Genomic DNA, 20,642 nt, shown 5'->3' with positions numbered 1-20,642 from the left:
CACCGCCAGCCTGGGTGATTGCTCAGCCACGTGCGAGGAGGAATTATGGAACGCGACCCAACCGTACCCGAGCCCACCCCATCCGAGCCGAACGCACCCGACCCAATACCCAACTCGCCGCCACCCGGATTGCCAGCCGAGTCGAGACTGGCTGCCTTCTTCCAACTGCGCGCTAAGGGCACGACCGTCCGCACCGAACTGCTTGCCGGGGCAACCACCTTCGTGACAATGGCGTATATCTTGGCGGTCAATCCGGCAATTCTCTCCAACGCGATCTTTCTCGACCAGCCGCAGGATCTCTTTGGCGAGTTGGCGATCGCAACGGCGGTTGCGGCTGCGATCGCTACAGCAGCGATGGGTCTATCAGCAAATTATCCGTTTGCGCTCGCGCCGGGAATGGGATTGAATGCCTTCTTTGCATTTTCGGTGGTATTGGGGTTGGGTATCGACTGGCGCGTGGCGCTGGCAGCGGTGTTTCTGGAAGGTGTTCTCTTCATTGTCCTAACCTTGACCGACGTGCGCCGGCAGATCGTGCGCGCGATTCCCAGCTGCCTCAAGCACGCAACGGCTGCCGGCATCGGGCTTTTTATTGCCTACATCGCGCTAACAGGCAATCCAGAGCAGGGGGGAGCTGGGTTAATCGTGCCAAGCGCAGCGACCACAACGACGCTTGGCGACTTGAGCAACCCAGCAACCCTAGTAGCGATCGCGGGAATTTTAATCGCGGCGTCTTTTCTGGCACGGCGCGTGCACGGGGCGCTCTTGTGGGGGATCTTGGCGACAGCCGCTTTGGGCTGGATCTTGCAAGTGGCTCCGCCGCCCCGCGCGATCCTAGCGCTACCCACCTGGCCGGCAGACTTGCTCGGGCAAGCGTTTGCCGGGTTGGGGTCGCTAGGTACTGTGCCGCTGTGGGATTTTCTGGCAGTAATGTTCGTGTTTCTGTTCGTGGACCTGTTCGATACGGTCGGAACGCTGGCGGGCATCGGCACGCAAGCAGGATACATCGACGAGCGGGGAGAACTGCCCAACGTCAATCAGGCACTGATGGCAGACGCGATCGGGACGACGGTTGGCGCAGTGTTGGGTACCTCGACAGTAACGTCGTACATCGAATCGGCGTCGGGCATTGCCGTGGGCGGCCGGACGGGACTGACGGCCTTGACGGTGGCGGGGTTATTCCTGTTGTCGATCTTTTTTATCCCGCTGATCGCAGCGATTCCAGCGTTTGCCACGGCGCCAGCGTTAGTCATCGTCGGCGTGCTGATGATGGGCAACGTTCGCGCGATTCGCTGGGACGACCCGGCAGAGGCGGTGCCGTCGTTTCTGACCTTGGTGTTGATACCGCTGAGTTTTAGCATTGCTGAGGGGCTGGCAATGGGTTTCATCACCTACCCCCTAATTAAGGCATTTCAGGGTAAGGGTCGAGAAATTCCAATTGCCATCTGGATGCTTGCCGTCGTGTTCGCATTGCGGTTTATCGTAAAAGCGTTTGGCATCGGCGAATAGGGCGTCAGGCGCGATCGCCCGTGGATCGACCACCGCATAACCAAGTATGCCATCTTTGGAGCGCACTTCAGGGCGATCGAACCCGACGCGATCGCCTGTCGTCCGAGTCGGGTTGCCCTCGCTTGCAAGGGGTTCGAGAAGGCTGTCGATCGCTCGATCCAATGCTTTTTCCTGCTACGTTTCCCAACCAAACCACTCATGCAATTGACGATCGCCAGCTTCAACCTGCGGCACGATAGACCGGATCCCGACGATCGCGATTGGCGCGTCCGTTGCCCAGCGGTCGTCGCGCTGCTGAAACATCACCGTCCCGACGCGATCGGTACCCAAGAAGGCAAGGCCAATCAGCTGTTGGACCTGCATCGGATGCTGCCGGAGTACCAAAGTGTCGGCTGCGATCGCGCCAACACAGGCAAAGACGAGCACTGCGCGATTTTTTTCCGCCGCGATCGCCTGCGGTGCCTCAGTGCTACTGACTTTGCCCTGAGCGATACCCCCGACGCAATTGGCAGCATGACTTCGAGTTGGAGCACGCGTATGCCCCGCATGGCCACGCTGGCAACGTTTGCCCTCAACCGCTTTGACGGGCGGATCGTTTTTTGCAACACGCACCTGGACCATGAAAGCGAGATCGCTCGCAAAAACGGGGCGGCGTTGATACGCGATCGCCTCGCGAGCCATACCGACGCTCGGGATTTCTGGCTGCTCAGTGGCGACTTCAACGACGAACCCGAATCAGCCCCGCGCGCGACCTTCCTGGAGCCGTTTTCGGGCGATCGCCGGTTGGACGATGCGATCGCCTCTCTTCCTCCCCCCCGGCAAAAATCCATGCACCGCTACACGGGCATCGGCGACACCGCGATCGATACGATCTACTACGACAATCGTTGGCAGTTGACTTCGGCGTGGGTAGAGAATAAGCGCTGGCTCGATTTACTGCCGTCAGATCACTTTCCGGTTTTTGCAAAATTTGAGATTTAGCGTATACATAGCGAGCGCGAGCACCCGACGCTGCGGTGATACGATATACAATCTCGGGTGCTACCTATTCCGTCCGTTCCTTACGTGGAGGACCTAAGGAGCAACCCTCATCAGTTCCTCCCGCGCCGGTCAGTGGCGCGATCGCCTGTTGGGAAGCAACCCAACAGCCAATATGAAGGCAAAGCAAACCGTTATTTCTGCCCCACTTATAGTCGGGTGCTGGCAGCTTGACGACCGCAGTTGGACGGCAATACCCGCCAACGACGTCGAGCGCACGATCGATACCTACTTGGCTTGGGGAATCGCTCATTTCGATACTGCCGATATCTACGGACGAAGCGAGCGTTTATTGGGTCAGATCCTCAAAGACCGCAGCGACTGCACGTTGCTCACGAAAGCCGTCTTTTTTGGAAGCGAACCAACACCGAATCAGGTGCGCGGCAAAATTGAAAACTCCCTACGCCAGTTGCAACGCGATTGCCTCGACTGCGTCCAAGTTCACTGGCACGATCCGCAGATCGACTTTGCTCAGACCTTAGAGCTGCTGACCAAATTCCAAGATGAGGGCAAAATCCGGCAGCTCGGCGCGACTAACTTCGACGTTCCGATGCTAAAACGAGCGTTGGAGTACGCTCCGATCGCGACCCATCAGGTACAGTACAGCCTCGTGGATCGCCGTGTTGAAAACGGCATGGCGGCCTTGTGCCAAGAGTTCGGTATTGGGTTATTGCCTTACGGTCCCCTAGCCGGTGGTTTTTTGTCGGATAAGTTTCTGAGCATGGCAACGCCGCCGCCAGAAAGCTCCCACGCGCGGGGTTTTTACTACAGCAGTATGGTGGCAGCCCATGGCGGTTGGCCGCCCTTGCAAGAGCTGCTGCACGCGATCGCGCAGGTGGCACGCAAGTACGAGCTGACAATCGCGCAGGTGGCACTCAAATGGGTGGCGCAACAGCCAGGCGTACTCGCACCCGTGGTGGGCTTTACTCAACACCGCCAGCAGATCGAGCAAAATGTGTCTGCTCTGAAGTCGGAGATCGCGCCGGCCGATCTGGAGTTCCTCTCAGAGCGATCGGCACAGTTACTGCAACAACCAGGCGATATCTATTCCTACGAACGCAAATGAACGGGCGCTATTGGAAAATCGCTTGGGTTTGCGGGGCACTCGGCGTTGCCTGTCAGTCAGCGCCCGCGATCGCGCCGGTCGAGATGCTCGCGCCGACGTTTGTGGCGATGCTATCGGTCGAAGTTGCCCCGCCGCCACCGACAGCGGCCGAGCGCCAACAGTCGGCAAGCTTGCGGTTGCGCGGATTGGAAGCACGGCAAGCTGGAGACTTTACGGCTGCGATCGCGGCCATGCGCGCAGCGGTTGCCCTCGATCCCACCCAACAATCCGGACGCGTGTTGCTCGGTTGGACCTTGCATCTAGACGGTCGAACTATGGAAGCAGTTGAGGTGCTGACAGCGGCGCGCGATCGCGATTCCAAGGACGTGCCAACGCTGAACGCACTTGGCATTGCGTACCTCGTCAGCGGCGATCTCGACCGCGCAATCGCCACGCACTCTGAGGCAATCGCGTTGGCACCGGAGAACGAAATCGCGCACTACAATCTCTCCCTTGCCTTTCAGCGACAGACACAATTCGAACAAGCAATTACCCATGCAGAACGGGCGATCGCCTTGGAGCCAAGCAATCCACATCCACTGGTTGCCCTGGCGATCGCGCAATGGAGTCGCGGTGACGTCGAGGCAGCGCGGCAAACCTATCGACGGGCGATCGCGTTGGACGGTCGGTATCGCCATCGCGGTTATTTAATCCATCTCGAACGTGCCGGATTCAGTGCCCGCCAAATCCAAACTGCGACACATGTTCTGCAGAGTATCGCGACCAGTTCTTAGCGCGCTTGCTGCGAACTAAAACCTGGAGCATCGGGGGCGCGATCGCCGGGTCAACGCTGGCGCTCGGATGCCTTCTGCTGTTGTTTTTCGGCTTTGCGCTCGGACATATCCGCACCAACGTGGTCGCGATCGCGTTGTGCGGCCAGCTCTACCTGACGGCGGCGTTCGAGGAAGCTCGCTCGCTGCTCGGGGGTGAGCTCGTCATAACAATGCGGGCAGGCAAGTCCCGGTTGGTATTTGTCCGACTGGCGTTCGGCGTCCGACAGCGGTCGGCGACAGGCAAAGCACTGTTCGTAGCTGCCGGGATTGAGGTCGCAATCGACGCTGACGCGCGTGTCGAATACGAAGCATTCGCCGTCCCAGCGCGACTGTTCTGGTTCGGTGACTTCCAAATAGCGTAGAATGCCGCCATCGAGTTGATAGACGGCCGCAAAACCTTGTTGAAGCAGATAGGCGCTGGCTTTTTCACAGCGGATGCCGCCCGTGCAGAACATGGCAATTTTGCGATGTTTTTGTGGATCGAGGCGATCGCGCACGAATTGAGGGAATTCGTGAAAGGCATCGGTTTGCGGCGAGATCGCACCGGCAAATGTCCCCACCTCGTATTCGAATTGATTGCGCGTGTCGATCGCGAGTGTCTCCGGATCGTCAAGCAACGTATTCCACTCTTCAGGGGCAACGCGCGTACCGGTCAGTTGCAGCGGATCGACGTCGGACAGACCGAGGGTGACAATTTCCGCTCGCACGCGCACGTACAAGCGGCGAAAGGGCGTCTCGTCCGCGTAGCTGAGTTTGAAGGCAATCTCGGCAAAGCGCTCATCAGTTTGCAAAAATTCTTGGAGCCCGGCGATCGCCTCGGACGAGCCGGCAACCGTGCCGTTAATGCCTTCGGAGGCTAGCAGGATTGTGCCTTTGAGCTGTTGAAGTTTGCAGAAGTCGAGCAGACGCGATCGCACCTCATCGCAGCCAGACAACCGCACGAACTTATAAAAAGCCGCTATGACGATGTTGCCGCGCGCTCGCTTAGAAGCGTTGGCGGGATGGGGGGTATCTTTGCCGGGATCGATGGCGGTCATTTGCCCGTCGGTTGCTAATTGTCTACTTAATGGCTAGAAATCCCTCAAAGCAAACGTACTTCATCACTGTCGTAATATCCACGAAGCCCGCGCGCTGAAGCAAGCCGAGATTGCCTGCAGTCGAGAACGGTTCGAGTACGCCTTTGAGGCTGCGCGCTTTAGCTAGGATGGCATCGCTGGAATAGCCGCGATCGCGCTTGAAGTCGGTGTAAATTGACGTCATCATGTCCTGGAACCGGGCGTCGGGAGCGCGCACTTTTTCAAAAAGTAAAAAGCTGCCGCCCCAATTTAATGCAGAATAAATGCGATCGAACAATGCTTGTCGGTGCTTCGGACGCACGAACTGGAGCGTGTAGTAGGCAACGATCAAGTCTGCTGCCTCTAAGTCGCTGTCGATGAGGTTCTCGTGACGGAGTTCGATGTTGGGAAAAGCGTGACAGCGCGATCGCGCGCAGTCGATCATGTCGGGCTCAGCATCGATGCCGATGAGGCGAATGCGCTTGGTGGCGTGACGCCGCGCGAGCGATTCGAGGAGCGCGCCTGTCGAACAGCCGAGGTCGTAAAGTCGAGAGTCGTCGGTCAGGAAAAAGTCGGAAATCGCCTCGACTAATTCGTGGCCGATCGCATACAGCGGGATAGAATTTTGGACGTGTCGATCGAAGCGATCTCCGCTGACATTACCAAAGGACCAGCTGGCATTTGCCGCTTCGATGCAATCGCCAACATCGGCGAATTTTGAGGCCGATTCTGGTGCCAAATCGGACGTCAATTCCAATTTCCTCCCGCGCGAACCGTGCCGTTACGCGATCGTTTAACCGACCGTTCTCATGCTAGCAGCGCCGTTCCTTAACTACGATCGCCTCTACGAATTGCTGCTAGCAACGCCCGCACGACCGTGGCTAGAAACCTTGCCCCAACAGACTTGGGCCGCACTGCAACTGGAGCGCCACGGACGCTTGGCAAACTGGGATGCAACCGTTGCGAATTTGCCCGATATCCGGCCGAGCGCGATGGATCTTCGCACGGGCGTGCGCGTCGGGCGCGCGGCAGATGCCGACCCTGCTTCGATGCAAGCGCTCGCCAGGGGATTGCACGAACTACATCCGTGGCGCAAAGGCCCGTTCGATCTCTTCGGCATCCACATCGACGCTGAATGGCGTTCGGACTGGAAATGGAACCGACTGGCCGGCACGATCTCGCCCCTTGCCGGTCGCCGCGTCCTCGATGTGGGGTGTGGGAACGGTTACTACGCTTGGCGCATGCTGGGGGCGGGAGCGGCGTTTGTTGTTGGCGTGGATCCGTCGCCGCTGTTTGCAATGCAGCACGCGGCCGTGCGGCGCTATCTGACCGAGCAGGATGCGTTCGTGTTGCCGCTGGGCGTCGAGGCGATCGCGCCCGAGCTCCATGCCTTCGACACGGTTTTTTCGATGGGCGTGCTCTACCATCGGCGATCGCCCCTCGAGCACTTGCGAGAACTCCATGGGGCGCTGCGCTCTGGTGGCGAGTTGGTGTTAGAAACGCTGATCGTTGACGAGCAGTTCGGGGACTTACTCGTGCCGGAGAAACGCTACGCCCAAATGCGGAACGTATGGGCAATTCCGTCGTGCAAGCTGTTATTGACTTGGTTACGACAGAGCAATTTTGTCGATGCTCGTATTATCAACATCACCCCAACGACAACTGAGGAACAGCGCCAAACTGAATGGATGACCTTTCATTCGCTGGCAGATTTTCTCGACCCGCGCGATGCAAGGAAAACCGTTGAAGGGTATCCCGCTCCCATACGAGCGATCGCGATCGCTCGCCTGCCCTAAATGCGGCAGGCTTGCTCCAAACACAACGCGCGCGATCGAAATACAACATCTCTCGGTTTACCGAAACCGGCGTCAGCCCAAGGTTGCCTGAATGGCGCTATGGCACGCTGCACCCGCACTGCAATTGCGGTTGACTTCCCGCTATAACTCGCTATTGCGGTGTCGAGCGAGCTTTTGGGCGACTGTCGGATCGTACAGGCGTAGGTAGTTCCAATAGTTCCCCAACACCGATTCAACGTAACCTTTGGTTTCGGAGAACGGAATGTTCTCGACGAAGACATCGGGATCGTTGTACCCATAGCGCCGCACCCACTTCGCGACATTCCCCGGTCCGGCATTGTAGCTGGCGACAGCGAGCACCGAGCGATCGTCGTATTCCCGGTGCGTGTAGCGCAAATACCACGTGCCGAGACGGATGTTGTCTTCGGGATCGCTCAATGAATAGGTCTTGAGATCGATTTTGTCGGCAACCCACTTCCCGGTGCTGGGGATGATTTGCATCAAGCCCTGTGCCCCGGCAGATGAAGCAATATCGGCTTCAAAAGCCGACTCCTGACGGATCAGTCCGAGGACGAGCAGCGGATTAAGCTGGCGCGTTTTCGACCAAGTGCGGACCGGTATTTCGTAGGGAAACGGGAACAGTACGTGCCAGTAGCCGGGATGGGCGCGGAGTAATTGCCACTGGTCGCGATCGCCGGGTTCGTCTCGATCGCGGAGGTCGCCGACTTGTTGGATTCCGCGCAGGTAGTTGCCGACGGCGAGGTCGAGCATGCCGTCGGTGAATTGTTCGCTGACCGAGAGGTCCGCGCGATCGCCCGTGGCAGTTTTCCAATGCCGCCAAGCGTCTTCAACGAACCCGAGGCGATACAGTTCTTGGACTTCAATCGACCCGGCTGGCGGTAACAGGTGCTCGTCGGGTTTCACGATCTCGGGAATGCGGGCGCGGAGGGTTTCGAAGGTGCCTACATCCCAGCCGAGCTGAACGGCCGAGCGCCAAGCATAATAGGACTCAGGATACCGCGCGAGAACGGTTTCGAAAGCCCACCGGGCACGATCGCGATCGCCGCGCTGCGCGCTCCACTTGCCAAACCAATAGCCGGCTTTGGGTGCAATTGAGTTATCGAAATTGATGTCGAAGATCGCTTGAGCCTGGAGCTGGGCATTGGCGAGGTCGCCGCTTTGCCAATGTTGTTGCGCGCGCTCCCAGCGCAGCTCAGCCGCAGCATCGGACTCGGGATAGTCGCTAAGAAGGCGATCGCGGAGCACATCGGCCCTAGCAGTATCGCCCGCATTGTCAAGCAAATCGGCTTTCTGGCGCAGGGCTGCGGGTGCTTCCTTGGGAAATTCGGCGATGGCAAGGTCGAGTTGGGCGATCGCCTCACCGACCGGCAACAACAGCGCGTAGCGTCGGCGTCCGAAGCCGGTAATCTCGGCGGTTGGGAATTCGGCAAACAGGCGTTGATACGCGGCGATCGCAGCAGTGGTTTGCCCGGCAATGTGTTTGCCGCGGGCGGCGCGATAGAGATTGCGCGGTGTCGTCGGTGCATTGGGGTAGGCATTGCCAGCTTGACCGTACTGCCAGCGTGCCCAGTACCCGTCAGCGATTGCTTCCCAGTCAGCGGGCATCAAGCGCTCGGCGAAGTCGCGGGCTAAGCGATCGCGAATCGCGGCGACGTCGGCTGCAGCGGGGTCGTAGGTAGCGAGCAACAACTGCAATTGAAAGGAATTGGGCTCTGCGCTCAACCGTTCGCGGGCGATAGCGATCGCGCGGGGGGAGTGGGGAAAGCGCGCGAGCAGTTTGTCGTGGGCGGTCTCGTCGCCGAGCCGTCCGAGCTGATAGAAGGCTTCGGCTAGGACGGGGGTATCCGGAGCGCGGACCATCGCCACCAGTAACGCCCTTGCGCGCGCGCGATCGCCAGTTAGATTGAGGGCGATCGCCCGCTGAAGTCTTGCGTAGTCGGCGAGTTCTGGGTAGTCGGTTGCGAGTTGGTCGAGATAAACGAGGGCGGTGTCGCCGTCGCCGCGCGCGATCGCTTCAACGGCCAGGCGGTAGCGAATGCGGCCGTCGCTGAGGCGATCGCCAGCAGCAGCTAGGTTATCTGGCGAGGCCAAGTCTTGGGGTAAAACTACCGAGATTAACGATTGTTCCGGTTCTAACGGTAGGACGGTTTCGCGAGCGGGCTTGACGGAACTACCGGTTTCTTGGCGGGTTCCACGCTCGCCACATGCCAAAATGCTGAGGAGCGTCGCGAGGACGATGCCCGTTCCGATGCACCAGCGGTTTGCGGGGTGGTGTTGCCTCTGCCGCTGAGACTGCTGCTTCACGATCTCACGCAATGCCATTTACCCAACCAATTCGCACTCTACTTTAGCCAGACTTCCCAGCCCGAATGTAAGTTCAAGCAACCGATCGCCTGATGCAGAAAAACGTATCGTCGAGAATGCGCGATCGCTACCTTGAAGGAGTGTGTAACCTGAAACGTTACAGGTTAAAATTTATATATGATTGCGAGTTTTAAGCATCGGGGGACTACAGGGATTCTATGAATCAGGGACACCCCGAGGCATTCAGGCTACGCATGCAAAACAAATTCGTATAATCTTAGCTCGCCTAAGTGCAGCAACTTCTCCGCAAGTCATGAATTTGCCTGGACTGGTACTTTATGTTCTAACTGGGCAACGCAAAGGAACTTGGTCTGTGAGGGTATCTGGGAGTTGGCGTATTTCGTTTAGCTTTGGCGGGGTTGATGCGTGCAATGTCGATCTTGAGGATTACCACTGAACAAAATGCATAATCCACCACATCCTGGTGAAGTTCTAAAGGAGCTTTGCCTCGAACCATTGAATTTGACTGTAACTGAGGCTGCTGAAGCGTTAGGGGTAAGTCGTAAGACTCTATCCGCTATTTTGAATGGGAGAGCAGGTATTAGCCCTGAAATGGCTATTCGGTTAAGCAAAGCTTTTGATACAACTCCTGAGAGCTGGCTCAACCAGCAAATGCAATACGATCTTTGGTATGCAGAGCAGGCAATTTGCAACATTGAGATCGGGCGGTTATACGTTGCCTAACCTGTAAATGTACTCGAACGCTCGCCTTGTTCGATCTGCGCTGGATGGACCAACGGCGACCCCCGCCCGCGAAAGAGCAGTTGGTTTGTCGCGATCGCTCTGGCTCTTTGCTAAACGCCAGGAGATCTCTCGCGCTTGGGGTTTCTTAGAAGAAAACAGGCAAGCGATCTTTCACAAACTGGGGCGGGAGTTCGTTATGGAAGCATAAGTAGGGCTTGCTGAAAAAGGCTGGAATGACAGCAATGAAAAGATCTCAGCGTTTTCTATCCCAGAAAAGTGCAAGGTTACAGGCACCAGAGCACCAAAACCCTTGCACTTGGGCCGAGAATCCCAGGGAAAAACCTGGGGCTAGATGGTAAAAGCCTGCTTTCATAAGCTCTCTGCCCCCTTAAATTCGTTTTTTGGACTTTTTCAGCAAACCCTAAGTATCAAATGGCTGCTCCTCAGGGAGAGGACAACGGGAGGGGTAGCTGGGAGCGCACCCTCTCGAGTGACTCAGAAAATGCCACTGCGCAGGCGTACGACACACATCGAATAGGAGCACTAACGTAATGAAGTTACTCACGTTTTTCATGACAGGAGCACATCAATTTTGACAGATTGTGATTTGACGTATCCTCGTCGAGCTTGGCAGGTAGGACACCCAGGCATTGAAAGACCTGAATAGCTTCAGGGACACCCTGGAAAACCCATCATTACTGTCTGGGTTCTACTAAAAATCGCTCAGGAATTAACTTTTAGCAGGGCAAGCAGCCCGCCGGAGTTGCACATGATTATCCAAAACAATTTCAGAAAAGCGCTGAAAGCAGCGCTCGATGGTCCGGAGCTCAAGGATGTGGAATGGACAAAAAACGGTCATGACTTCAACGTCAAGAAGGCTCGCATTACGAAAACTAGCAGTGGACTGATCGTTGATGGGACTGACGGACATCACATTTCACATCGGCTACGGTTTCGCCCTGACGATCAGCTTTTCTATAAATGTAAAGTGAGTGCTACCGGGGATGTGTCTGACCTCGAAATCAACGTAAAGTCGAGCATCGATACACTATCGGACTGGTTTGAAACAGCTGGGAAGATTATAGCTATAGCTGGCTCAGTGTTCGGTGTTGCTGGCAAAGCTGACAAGGTTAATCTCAACACCGTGGAACCCACGCCGTCCAGCGTAGAGCTACTGGACGGTGACTGGCGAAGTGATGCCGAGTTTTTAATCGCCAATATCATTACATACGCGGCTTTAAGGGAATTTCCAGAAATGGGCAAAGCGCCAAACCCAATTCCAGATTTCACACTTAAGACCACGGTTGTGCGGCCAGAGATTGTTGCTGCATTCAACGAGAAAAGAATACGAAGGCTGACTTCCAACTAAGCTAGCGGCAGGTCCTATCCTCTGAGGGCACCCAGCCCATCTCGCTGAATCCTCTAGCCTGGATTATTCACGAAGATATTGACGAAGCCTCAAACCCTTGCTCTGACTAGTCTCCAATCTACGTGTGTAGAAACGCGTTGTCATTGAGCGAAGAAGACTGCAAGCATTGCACTGCAAAAGGTTAAGGGTCTCCGCATAAGAGTTCATGAATAATCCAGGCTAGGCAGAGCCAGCCAAGAATGTCACTGACAAAAGCCGTACCCCTTGGTGCAAGAGGATTGGTCAGATGTCAAGAGCTTAGACTGGAAAGAATATCCGAATTCTACTGATACAAACGGCAGCGCGGACTCCTAAGGGAATGAGTCCAAGCGATCGCCGCCGCCGGCTGACCCTGTGCGATCGCCCGCCGCACGACATTTGTCAATCGCGCGGCACCTAACGACTGCGCGTGACCCAGCGCGCGCCGCAGCGATCGCTCCAGTTGTAGACCCAGAAGCGCTGCTCTGGATGTTGAAAGCTTTTCGAGACCTACTTCTTCTATCAACAGAAGATCACTATAGTTTACCTTTACTTTCAGTTGAGTGGGTAACCTTTTCGAGACCTCCCCTTCAATGTCAATTCACGAGATTGTTAAAGGCACGTTGAAAATCCAGGAGCATTTCAATCTGCATCTGCAAACAGCTTGTACGTGTACCACATGTTTCCAGTCAAGTCTTGGATTTCGTCACCTTCGCGGCGACCATCTGGATAATCAAACTTCCTTACAAAGGATTGTTCAATGAGACCGATTTGATCGTTCTTATTATTCTTCATAAAAGTAGTGACCGATCGCAAGAGGAATTTGGAAATCGCTCTGGCTGCATCAAGTTGAGGTAAAGCTTCTAGTTCAGCAAGGGGAGCAAGGTTTTCAGCCAATTTGTCAGCGCTTGCTTCGGGCAATATCTCGTCAATACGATCGCTCAAGTTTTGAATATCGCGATCGATCTCTACAACCAACATCAACCAATCCAAAGACTCGGGAATCGTCGTCGAACGATAAATCACCTTACCTGTATCGCCAAAAGTAAAGACGTGATTTTTCTTGACATTTTCAATTAACACGCTTTCCCAGCGATCGAGGATAGCCTTCGAGACATCTTTGATTTGTGCGCGGACTGTGCTTGGATCGGTAGAAGCCAAAAGAACATCTAATTCAGGAATGGACAGGCTCTCATCCGCTACGAAACTATAAAATTTCACCTCTGCTTTGTCAAATGGCAACGGTTCGAACTTCTTATGGATTTTTACTTTTTCAAGTCTTAGGATACAAGATGGCACGGATTTTTCTCCTAATCAAATCATTTGAGAAGGTTTAACTTTTCATTAGAATAGCATGGGCAAATCCGTAAAATCTATATATAAGGGGGGTACTACTAAGAAATATAAAAAATTTCAAGGCGTTGTCCGGCTTCTCGGGTGACTCGAACCAACTTGATAGTCAAGGCGATCGCGCAAGCACTCTGTGTGAAGCTGGTTCTAGTCAGACACTTTCGCAAATAGCATGGTTTGACGTCAGGTAACTTCAGGAGAAAACCCCCATGCCTAAGCCTGCCACCGATCTCTTGCTCGAAAACCAGGTCATGGCCGAAACAGCTCTCGAAAAGCAGTCGCGTTTCACCATCAGCGCCGAGTAAAACTACGGATATTTCAGGAAGCTAGCGCATTCAAACACTGCGAAATCGGTAGTTTGTTGCTGAGCTAAAAGTCTTTGCCACAACCACATTTTGCAATACCACAACCACATTTTGCAATGGTGTCGCGAGTTGGGGCAACGCGGCAGTGCCTTGCTGAAAACCTTATCTCTGAAAATTGCATCAGTCATGCATGGAAGCGCAGAGAGCGCATGCGAAAAAAAAGAGTCGATTGTCATGTTTGGCTCGAGCATTCTTCGCAGTAAAGCAGGGTTCCGGCTCAACTGCTGAAACCGTTTAAGCTTTAAGCAATTGGCGTCCATACGCCACGACTCCTTGCTACCAAGCTATGCCAATTTTCAGGTAGCTCAAACCCCGACATCAAGCGGGTCACCTGACAACATAATCCACCCTGTCCACGGGTAAACCCTGGCAGGTGGACCACAGCAGCGCGACGGCAACCCCGAAATACAAATGCTTTGCGCACGGACCGGCCGCAGATGCACACCCACCAGCTGTAAAGCCCAGATATTCTGTCGAGAAATAGGTCCTCCACTGCAAAGCGCAGACTGTATTGTTCAAAGGTCTGCAAAGAGGAAGATTCTTACGAAATGACCGCTTAGGGTTCGCTGGCGCCGGGTACGCTGGCTGGGATGAGCTGACTGTGGTAAATGCCTTGGCTCACTAGACGAAGATGCTTCAGCATATTGGCCTCACCTTTCCCGGGTCAAAGCTGCTGCACATCATTGGGATATCGGTCTGGACCTGGGATGGTCACTTCGGTGGGTAATCGCAGGCAATAATGCCAAGTGCTTTGCTGCATCCAGTGCAACATTTCTTGGTTGGCGAAGCCCCGGTCGTTTGTCAGCAAGACGTCCGGGTAGAAGGAGGTCAGAAAGCCCGCGGCAAGGGGCAGCTAGCCGCGATAAGCCGGAAAAGCAACAACAGGACTGTTGAGCTCGAGCAGTTTCCACGACAACGGAACGGGTTGCCTAAAGCAGACCTCAGAGAGGTGCGCTACGAAGAACCGATTGCAAAACACAGTCATCTCCTGCTCTGGGAAAGACGCCGACCTTGCCCATAGTGCAGCACTCCAAGCAACAGGGTTACATAGAGCTTGCAAGTGAATGTTTGGATTAATCAAGAAGCGCTCCCAGTGTCGCTGTCTGTTCTGAGCCTGGTTAGCGCGACTGCGAATGTCAGCTTCCCAACTGTAAGGCTCAGGTTTTCGTAGCCGATGAGACCTAAAACCATCCAGCCAAGGTAACGAGGTAGCTCGGTTTTTTTAGCAGCAGTGCTGTTGAACTACGTGAAGAGTTGGCAGTAAAGAAGTGGGGTGGCGGAGATATGCTCTCAGTGCTCGGAGTCTCACTTCAGAAAACCGCTAGTGACGGTATGCATGGCTTAAGGTGTTCTGTTATCCAGATTGCTTTGCACCACTAAAGCAATCTCCATCTCGCCAGAAGTCCTACGGGTTGCTTGGTAAAATCGGACTGTTAAACACCAGATGCAACTGCAATAGGCGTTGCCCTAGAAAAAATTCACAGAATATAGGAACGCCCCGCGCGACCCCGACCCTACCGTATGACAGACGCTTTGCTTCCTCGCCGACTTACCCTCGGTGTCAATATCGACCACGTTGCCACCATCCGGCAAGCACGCCGCACCGTCGAACCCGATCCAGTCGGTGCTGCTGCGATCGCCGAGCTCGCCGGAGCTGACGGCATCACGGTTCATCTGCGCGAAGACCGCCGCCACATCCAGGACCGCGACGTAAAATTGCTGCGACAAACGGTCCGCACGCACCTGAACCTGGAGATGGCTCCTACTGACGAGATGGTAGCGATCGCCCTCGACATTCGTCCCGACTACGTCACGATCGTCCCCGAGCGCCGCGAAGAAGTCACTACCGAGGGCGGTCTTGACGTGGCCGGCGCGCTGCCGCGTATGAGACAGATCGTCGAGACTCTTAAGAATGCCAGCATTCCTGTGAGCTGGTTTATCGACGCCGACTCAACGCAAATCGACGCTGCCGCCAACACCGGAGCGGCCTTCATCGAGTTGCATACTGGCAAATACGCCGAGGCTCGAGGAGATAGCGAGAGCCAGCGCGAACTAGCCGTCCTTGCCGCCGCCAGCGAGCGAGCGATCGCTGGTGGATTGCGCGTCAACGCCGGTCACGGGCTGACTTACTGGAACGTCCTCCCCGTTGCCGAACTTCCTGGCATGGAAGAGCTCAACATCGGGCACAGCATCATCAGCCGCGCGGTTCTGGTCGGGCTCGATCGCGCCATCCGAGAAATGAAGCTTGCCATGCGCGGCGAGTTCTAGGTCCCGGCAGCAGCCTCGCTGCAACGGCGAGCGGCGGCCGGGAATAGGTTTTAAACTTTACAATCGATCGTAACGAGTTCGCGCAGCAGGTTCGGGTCAGATGGCCTACGATTGCCATCGAGTGCGAGCGCGCCCCGTGTGCGACGCAGCGACTGCTTGTCTCCGCAACCATCGGGGTTAAAATGCGGCTGCAGACTACCCACCAGTCTGTAGACTACTCACCAACTGAGCGGCGCAGGCGTCGGCAAAGTCGTGCAACGATACAGTCGCGCAACCATCGATCGCAGATTTCAATTGCTTGTCAGCAATTTCAAATACAACCCATGACTGCAGAGCCCACCACTTATCATTTCGTCCTGACCAGCCAGCGTTTCCTTTTTGAAGAAGAGCCTTTCGAGGAAGTGCTGGAGGAACGCTACCGCTATTACGAAGAACATGGGAAGGACATCGATTTCTGGCCGGTCAAGCAACCGGCCTTTCTTGAGGCACCAGAATTTGCCGATGCTAAAGCTCGGTGTCCAGAGCCACCCGTCGCAATCGTGACGACCGACCTCGACTTTGCGAACTGGCTGAAGCTTCGGTTGGAGTACGTGATCGCCGGCAGCTTCGTTGCCCCATGCGCTGCGATCCCCGACGCGATCGCCTCGCTCGAATCCGTTGCATAGATTGCCAGGTAGTCCTGCACGGTGAGAGTGTTGCAGGTGCAGAACCTGCTCCCATGTTCCCAACCCAACGCGAGCATCACACATCTGGACTACGATTTCCGCAGTCCGGGAGCGCGTCCCACACTCAGCTTCCTCAGCCGGCTAGCTCCCACCAGCCAAATGCAGGTCCGATGAAGCGAACCGTCAGCCATAACGTCACCATTGCCACGATTCCCGCCCACGTAGCGCGCGTAACCCATTTATTGAGCTGCTGGGTCTGTGCCTTTGTCAGCCCGAAGAACATCGTCTTCTCGCGACCGTACTCCTCTCCGAGTTGAGCCTTGCGGCGCTTCGCCTCACCCATGGGAACCTCCCCTTTACCGACAGCAATTCAAGTCTGATGTCCCAAGTTGGTGCGATCGGGACGGCTCGATCCTATCGCGCGCTTTTTCATCGCAGGCAGCGCTCGCAACAAACTGCAGGAATTGAATCGCCTATTTGCAAGGTGGTACCCCTCAATTGCCCGCTTTACCATCCAAGCCAGGCAAGCGAGAAAAAGTCCGCACTTACGGTCTCGAGCTCGAATGTTTGCGATCGTGTTGCCGGGGATCGCGATCCCCGACTTTGTGGTTATAATCACTTTACTTACAAAAAAGCCATTGTCTTGGTTGCAGAAGCTCAGGTCGACGTGCTATAGTTACGAACCGCGCTTGACAACTCTGTTTCTGAGGCTTTAGTAAGCTCTGGCTGCAGCAGTGTCTGTTTAAGATCGTTCCGTTAAGATAATGTGCTTGAGATCGCTTAGTTCGGTACTTGATGCTCCCTAAGCATCGGTTCGGCATATTCGATCTACTCCTACCGATAGGTAACTACGCGCCCTCGCGAGCGTTCTTCCAAGCGGGAGAGGCTTACTTGGGTTCGCAACCGTTACATTTTCTTAATGTTGTTAACGCTCGGTGTCGGCTGCCGGACTTAATTAACTTTATCCATAGTTCGGCTGGTGTTCATTGGAATTCCAGAAAAGCCTTTCTCAGTCAAAAACCACGATTAACGCCATTCCCAGGAGGTGATTTTCCAGATGTCCCCACTCACGTACGAGCGCTTCTTGCGCTTTTTACAGGATGAGTTGGCCATTCCTGACGACGCAATTGCTACGGCCGAACGGCATGTGCGACTTAACCCGGGCCCCTTACCAATGATCCTGTGGCAGTATGGTCTTGTCACACTCGACCAACTCGACCGAATTTACGATTGGCTCGAGCGAGCGTAGGCGCGTTTGCTAACGATTCGGGTTCGAGGAGTTGGATGAGGAGATAGTCGCGATATGTTTGCAGCAATACAGCTTGCTAGTTGCAGTTGTTCGTATTCGCCAAAACTACCCAAGCCAAAAAGAAAGCGAGTCGGTATCGACTCGCTTTCTTTTTGATGGACCGACTGATGGACCGAGATCGATTTGAAAATATACTGGTATATCAACGGAAAAACCGGTAGCTGGGGAAACTACCGGCCGGCTGTCGGTTGCAAAGAATCGTCGTTGAGCAACGGGCGGTTACCGCTGCTTTCGAGACCGCCGAGACGACCCAGGGGCCAGAAGCGCACGGCCGCGCGGCCGATGATGTTTTCCCGCGGGACGAAGCCCCACGCATGGGAGTCGTAACTGGCATTGCGGTTGTCGCCGAGAACGAAATACTGACCTTCTGGAACGCTCTTCGGTCCATAGGTGTATAGCGGTGCTTCTTCGATGTAGTCCTCCGAGAGCGCCTCGCCGTTGACGAAGACTCGACCGTTGCGCACGACTACTTCCTCGCCTGGTAGCCCGATGATGCGTTTGATAAACGCTTCACGGTAGTTGTTGCGTTTGAGGGCATCAGTGGGTTGAAAAACTACTACGTCACCGCGATCGGGTTCGTGGAAGTAGTAGCCAACTTTCTCAACGATTAAGCGATCGTTGACCTCCAGGGTCGGAATCATTGATTCCGAAGGAATCCAGCGGGCTTCGGCAATAAAAGTACGAATACCCATCGCCAAAACGACTGCTATGCCGAGGGTCCGCAACAGTTCGGTCCAGAAGCTTTCTGGCGGCTGCTCGACGCGATCGCCTTCCTCTAGAGAGTCGACTGGCTCGACGTGCTCGGATTTTTGCACCATGCTTGTGAAGGTAGGGAGCCGTGCTCCACGCGCAAACTCTTGTAGGATTGTAGCAACCTCGCATTTCGGCGACTTATTCGCCGATAACGACAGGTGGCGTGCTTCCCTTACTCGAAGGCGCTGTAACCACCGTCGATCCTAGACTTATGAAGGGGAAGAATCGCTCGCCCCGCTTTAGCAACACTCTAGGACTGACGGTATTGCCGGGTGCGAACAATCCACAGGAACTTTTTCGCGAAATGAGCCGGACATACAAGTAGCCGGTTTACTCATTGTCCAAACCTTGCTATTTGCGAAGCAAGTATCAACCGATTGTCACTCGCTTCGCATCTCGAGTCACAAGACTACTAACAATCTTATTCCTGGCTTAACCGAGTTTGGCGTTCCACTCGGCTATGCGGTCCGCACATTGGGCTTCGAGCTCAGTCGCGTCCCCTTCGATTTTGATGCTAGCAATCTTGTCACCGCCGGCGATCGCATTGACGATATCCTGGTCGGCACTGCTTTCCACTGTACCGAAAACCGAGTGCTTTCCGTCTAGCCACGGTGTCGGGACGTGAGTGATAAAAAACTGGCTGCCGTTGGTGCGGGGACCGGCATTTGCCATTGACAAAACACCTGGGCGATCGTGTCGCAGTTCCGGATCGAATTCGTCTTCAAAGCGATAGCCGGGGCCGCCACGACCGTCACCGTTGGGACAACCACCCTGAATCATAAAGTCGGGGATGACGCGATGAAATTTCAATCCGTTGTAGTACCCGCGTTTGCTCAAATTGACAAAATTCGCCACCGTTACGGGCGCCTTGTCGGGAAACAATTCGAGGCGTATCGTTCCTTTATTCGTTTCGATTGCCGCAACCAGCTTTTCGCTCACGGAATTTCCTCCCAGGTATCGACCGTGCAGGTCGATGTGTCATCGTGCAAATTTAACGTGCGAACGAGCGCGACGCCAGCGCGACCGGGCAGCCCAGTCGCGATCGCCCTCAGCCTAACGTATTGCTTTGGTACAGTGGGGCTTGCAGCCTTCAGTGCGGATAGTAGCTGCTCTCCATGCGCCGCCTGAGAGCAGCAAGAGTCGCGATCCTGTCTGGGGTAAACTAACGAGAGCCGAATCGCGCTTGAGGAATTCATGGCAACGCACATCGTCACTGGAGCCGCAGGCTTTATTGGATCGCACCTTGTCGAGGCGCTGCTTGCGCGTGGAGATCGCGTCATCGGCATCGATCAATTTAACAACTACTACGATCCGGCACTCAAACGCAGAAACGTTGCCGCGTTTGCCGACAACCCTAATTTTGAGTCGATCGAGGGCGATATCCAGCACCTCGACTGGCCGGCACTCCTCACTGGCGTTTCGGTGGTTTTCCATCAGGCCGCCCAAGCTGGAGTTCGCGCTAGTTGGGGACAAGGCTTCCGCGACTACACCGAACGCAATATTAATGCCACCCAGGTCATCCTTGAGGCAGCCAAGACTTCATCACTGCAGCGCTTGGTTTACGCATCGACGTCATCGGTGTACGGTAATGCCGAGACCATGCCGACCCCCGAAACAATCTGCCCGCAGCCCGTCTCCCCCTACGGCATCACCAAGCTGGCTGCCGAGCGCATGTGCTGGCTCTACCAACGCAACTTCGACGTGCCCGTCACTGCCTTGCGCTACTTCACGGTCTACGGTCCACGCCAGCGCCCGGATATGGCTTTCCACAAGTTCTTCAAGGCCGCGATCGCCGAAGAGGCTATCCCGATTTACGGGGACGGTCAGCAAACCCGCGACTTCACCTTCGTGAGCGATGCGATCGCGGCTAATCTTGCCGCTGCCGCAGTGCCCGAGGCGATCGGACAAGTGTTCAATATTGGTGGCGGGTCCCGTGTCGTCCTTAACGACGTCCTCGACACGATGGAAGCGATCGTCGAGCACTCGATACGCCGCACTTACCAGGACCGTGCGATGGGGGACGCCCGCCATACTAGTGCTGACGTCACCAAAGCTAAGCAACTGCTAGGCTATCAACCCCAGGTGTCCCTAGCCGATGGACTCGCCCGCGAATGGGAGTGGGTACAAGCGCTTTACCTTGGCAAGTCGTCCGTCGTGTCGTAACGTCCGAGATTCGGACTGGGGTAGATGGCGGGTCGACAGC

At 55.5% G+C, this 20,642-nt stretch carries 21 protein-coding genes; 12 read left to right on the top strand and 9 right to left on the bottom strand.

Going from position 1 to position 20,642, the window contains the following annotated elements; all coding sequences use genetic code 11:
* Positions 1-45: 45 nt before the first annotated feature.
* The 4 genes from KR51_RS08080 (at position 46) to KR51_RS08065 (ending at position 4,383) form a co-directional block, all read left to right on the top strand.
* Positions 46-1,506, top strand: coding sequence for an NCS2 family permease (locus tag KR51_RS08080; protein ID WP_022606633.1), 1,461 nt, complete (start codon positions 46-48; stop codon positions 1,504-1,506).
* A 198-nt stretch (positions 1,507-1,704) separates the two neighbouring features.
* Positions 1,705-2,487, top strand: a complete 783-nt coding sequence (locus KR51_RS08075) for an endonuclease/exonuclease/phosphatase family protein (protein ID WP_022606629.1) — start codon at positions 1,705-1,707, stop codon at positions 2,485-2,487.
* Positions 2,488-2,659: 172 nt separating this feature from the next.
* The gene (locus KR51_RS08070) at positions 2,660-3,610 is read left to right on the top strand and encodes an aldo/keto reductase (protein ID WP_022606627.1); all 951 of its coding nucleotides are present in this window, start codon (positions 2,660-2,662) and stop codon (positions 3,608-3,610) included.
* Positions 3,607-4,383, top strand: coding sequence for a tetratricopeptide repeat protein (locus tag KR51_RS08065; protein WP_022606625.1), 777 nt, complete (start codon positions 3,607-3,609; stop codon positions 4,381-4,383). The genes KR51_RS08070 and KR51_RS08065 overlap by 4 nt, the downstream gene beginning before the upstream one ends.
* 50 nt (positions 4,384-4,433) lie before the next feature.
* Here the strand turns inward: KR51_RS08065 and trhO are convergent, their stop codons facing one another.
* Together trhO and KR51_RS08055 are read right to left on the bottom strand one after the other, a co-directional pair.
* Positions 4,434-5,459, bottom strand: a complete 1,026-nt coding sequence (gene trhO / locus KR51_RS08060; RefSeq protein ID WP_022606624.1) for an oxygen-dependent tRNA uridine(34) hydroxylase TrhO — start codon at positions 5,457-5,459, stop codon at positions 4,434-4,436.
* A 22-nt stretch (positions 5,460-5,481) separates the two neighbouring features.
* Positions 5,482-6,228, bottom strand: coding sequence for a methyltransferase domain-containing protein (locus tag KR51_RS08055; RefSeq protein ID WP_022606622.1), 747 nt, complete (start codon positions 6,226-6,228; stop codon positions 5,482-5,484).
* 58 nt (positions 6,229-6,286) lie between these two features.
* Between KR51_RS08055 and cmoB the strand changes: the two genes are divergently transcribed.
* The gene (gene cmoB / locus KR51_RS08050; protein ID WP_022606620.1) at positions 6,287-7,273 is read left to right on the top strand and encodes a tRNA 5-methoxyuridine(34)/uridine 5-oxyacetic acid(34) synthase CmoB; all 987 of its coding nucleotides are present in this window, start codon (positions 6,287-6,289) and stop codon (positions 7,271-7,273) included.
* A 141-nt stretch (positions 7,274-7,414) separates the two neighbouring features.
* Here the strand turns inward: cmoB and KR51_RS08045 are convergent, their stop codons facing one another.
* Positions 7,415-9,616: a transglycosylase SLT domain-containing protein gene (locus KR51_RS08045; protein ID WP_022606618.1), complete on the bottom strand. Its 2,202-nt coding sequence runs from the start codon at positions 9,614-9,616 to the stop codon at positions 7,415-7,417.
* A gap of 163 nt (positions 9,617-9,779) precedes the next feature.
* Here KR51_RS08045 and KR51_RS18225 point away from each other — a divergent pair, with 163 nt between their 5' ends.
* From KR51_RS18225 to KR51_RS17460, 3 genes are all read left to right on the top strand, one after another.
* A complete protein-coding gene (locus KR51_RS18225) occupies positions 9,780-10,055 on the top strand; it encodes a type II toxin-antitoxin system RelE/ParE family toxin (protein WP_232214570.1) in 276 nt (91 codons plus the stop codon).
* A gap of 5 nt (positions 10,056-10,060) precedes the next feature.
* A complete protein-coding gene (locus KR51_RS08040; protein ID WP_022606616.1) occupies positions 10,061-10,342 on the top strand; it encodes a HigA family addiction module antitoxin in 282 nt (93 codons plus the stop codon).
* Positions 10,343-11,111: 769 nt separating this feature from the next.
* The gene (locus KR51_RS17460) at positions 11,112-11,711 is read left to right on the top strand and encodes a hypothetical protein (RefSeq protein ID WP_022606614.1); all 600 of its coding nucleotides are present in this window, start codon (positions 11,112-11,114) and stop codon (positions 11,709-11,711) included.
* 322 nt (positions 11,712-12,033) lie between these two features.
* On the opposite strand, the gene KR51_RS19500 is transcribed toward KR51_RS17460, so the two are convergent.
* The gene (locus KR51_RS19500; RefSeq protein WP_156915029.1) at positions 12,034-12,255 is read right to left on the bottom strand and encodes a hypothetical protein; all 222 of its coding nucleotides are present in this window, start codon (positions 12,253-12,255) and stop codon (positions 12,034-12,036) included.
* Between the two features lie 116 nt (positions 12,256-12,371).
* On the bottom strand, positions 12,372-13,028 hold the full coding sequence (locus KR51_RS08025) for a hypothetical protein (protein WP_022606613.1): 657 nt from the start codon (positions 13,026-13,028) through the stop codon (positions 12,372-12,374).
* Between the two features lie 1,937 nt (positions 13,029-14,965).
* Here KR51_RS08025 and KR51_RS08020 point away from each other — a divergent pair.
* Both KR51_RS08020 and KR51_RS08015 read left to right on the top strand, forming a co-directional pair.
* Positions 14,966-15,712 (top strand): pyridoxine 5'-phosphate synthase, encoded by a 747-nt coding sequence (locus tag KR51_RS08020; protein WP_022606605.1) that lies wholly within the window; start codon positions 14,966-14,968, stop codon positions 15,710-15,712.
* A 323-nt stretch (positions 15,713-16,035) separates the two neighbouring features.
* Positions 16,036-16,377 (top strand): MgPME-cyclase complex family protein, encoded by a 342-nt coding sequence (locus KR51_RS08015; protein WP_022606603.1) that lies wholly within the window; start codon positions 16,036-16,038, stop codon positions 16,375-16,377.
* 133 nt (positions 16,378-16,510) lie between these two features.
* Here the strand turns inward: KR51_RS08015 and KR51_RS08010 are convergent, their stop codons facing one another.
* On the bottom strand, positions 16,511-16,720 hold the full coding sequence (locus KR51_RS08010; RefSeq protein ID WP_022606601.1) for a DUF2839 domain-containing protein: 210 nt from the start codon (positions 16,718-16,720) through the stop codon (positions 16,511-16,513).
* A gap of 714 nt (positions 16,721-17,434) precedes the next feature.
* Here KR51_RS08010 and KR51_RS08000 point away from each other — a divergent pair.
* Positions 17,435-17,626: a DUF2949 domain-containing protein gene (locus tag KR51_RS08000; RefSeq protein ID WP_022606599.1), complete on the top strand. Its 192-nt coding sequence runs from the start codon at positions 17,435-17,437 to the stop codon at positions 17,624-17,626.
* 230 nt (positions 17,627-17,856) lie between these two features.
* Here the strand turns inward: KR51_RS08000 and lepB are convergent, their stop codons facing one another.
* The 3 genes from lepB to KR51_RS20625 all read right to left on the bottom strand — a co-directional run bounded on the left by lepB (position 17,857) and on the right by KR51_RS20625 (position 19,635).
* Positions 17,857-18,504: a signal peptidase I gene (lepB, locus tag KR51_RS07995; protein ID WP_022606598.1), complete on the bottom strand. Its 648-nt coding sequence runs from the start codon at positions 18,502-18,504 to the stop codon at positions 17,857-17,859.
* A gap of 367 nt (positions 18,505-18,871) precedes the next feature.
* Entirely contained in the window at positions 18,872-19,378 is a 507-nt protein-coding gene (locus KR51_RS07990; RefSeq protein WP_022606597.1) for a peptidylprolyl isomerase, read from the bottom strand.
* The gene (locus KR51_RS20625) at positions 19,375-19,635 is read right to left on the bottom strand and encodes a hypothetical protein (RefSeq protein WP_232214569.1); all 261 of its coding nucleotides are present in this window, start codon (positions 19,633-19,635) and stop codon (positions 19,375-19,377) included. Before KR51_RS20625 ends, KR51_RS07990 begins: the two co-directional genes overlap by 4 nt.
* Here KR51_RS20625 and KR51_RS07980 point away from each other — a divergent pair.
* Positions 19,634-20,602, top strand: a complete 969-nt coding sequence (locus tag KR51_RS07980) for an NAD-dependent epimerase/dehydratase family protein (RefSeq protein ID WP_022606596.1) — start codon at positions 19,634-19,636, stop codon at positions 20,600-20,602. The genes KR51_RS20625 and KR51_RS07980 overlap by 2 nt on opposite strands.
* The last annotated feature ends 40 nt before the right edge of the window (positions 20,603-20,642 follow it).

The sequence above is a fragment of the Rubidibacter lacunae KORDI 51-2 genome (genome assembly GCF_000473895.1).
GTDB lineage: Bacteria > Cyanobacteriota > Cyanobacteriia > Cyanobacteriales > Rubidibacteraceae > Rubidibacter > Rubidibacter lacunae.
The sequence above is the reverse complement of the archived record's forward strand: the minus strand, read 5'-3'. Positions and strand labels throughout refer to the sequence as shown.

Coding starts and splice junctions, on each gene's coding strand:
- KR51_RS08080 (WP_022606633.1), top strand. CDS start 46: ATGGAACGCGACCCAACCGTACCCGAGCCCACCCCATCCGAGCCGAAC.
- KR51_RS08075 (WP_022606629.1), top strand. CDS start 1,705: ATGCAATTGACGATCGCCAGCTTCAACCTGCGGCACGATAGACCGGAT.
- KR51_RS08070 (WP_022606627.1), top strand. CDS start 2,660: ATGAAGGCAAAGCAAACCGTTATTTCTGCCCCACTTATAGTCGGGTGC.
- KR51_RS08065 (WP_022606625.1), top strand. CDS start 3,607: ATGAACGGGCGCTATTGGAAAATCGCTTGGGTTTGCGGGGCACTCGGC.
- trhO (WP_022606624.1), bottom strand. CDS start 5,459: ATGACCGCCATCGATCCCGGCAAAGATACCCCCCATCCCGCCAACGCT.
- cmoB (WP_022606620.1), top strand. CDS start 6,287: ATGCTAGCAGCGCCGTTCCTTAACTACGATCGCCTCTACGAATTGCTG.
- KR51_RS08045 (WP_022606618.1), bottom strand. CDS start 9,616: ATGGCATTGCGTGAGATCGTGAAGCAGCAGTCTCAGCGGCAGAGGCAA.
- KR51_RS08040 (WP_022606616.1), top strand. CDS start 10,061: ATGCATAATCCACCACATCCTGGTGAAGTTCTAAAGGAGCTTTGCCTC.
- KR51_RS17460 (WP_022606614.1), top strand. CDS start 11,112: ATGATTATCCAAAACAATTTCAGAAAAGCGCTGAAAGCAGCGCTCGAT.
- KR51_RS08020 (WP_022606605.1), top strand. CDS start 14,966: ATGACAGACGCTTTGCTTCCTCGCCGACTTACCCTCGGTGTCAATATC.
- KR51_RS08015 (WP_022606603.1), top strand. CDS start 16,036: ATGACTGCAGAGCCCACCACTTATCATTTCGTCCTGACCAGCCAGCGT.
- KR51_RS08010 (WP_022606601.1), bottom strand. CDS start 16,720: ATGGGTGAGGCGAAGCGCCGCAAGGCTCAACTCGGAGAGGAGTACGGT.
- KR51_RS08000 (WP_022606599.1), top strand. CDS start 17,435: ATGTCCCCACTCACGTACGAGCGCTTCTTGCGCTTTTTACAGGATGAG.
- lepB (WP_022606598.1), bottom strand. CDS start 18,504: ATGGTGCAAAAATCCGAGCACGTCGAGCCAGTCGACTCTCTAGAGGAA.
- KR51_RS07980 (WP_022606596.1), top strand. CDS start 19,634: ATGGCAACGCACATCGTCACTGGAGCCGCAGGCTTTATTGGATCGCAC.
- KR51_RS20625 (WP_232214569.1), bottom strand. CDS start 19,635: ATGAATTCCTCAAGCGCGATTCGGCTCTCGTTAGTTTACCCCAGACAG.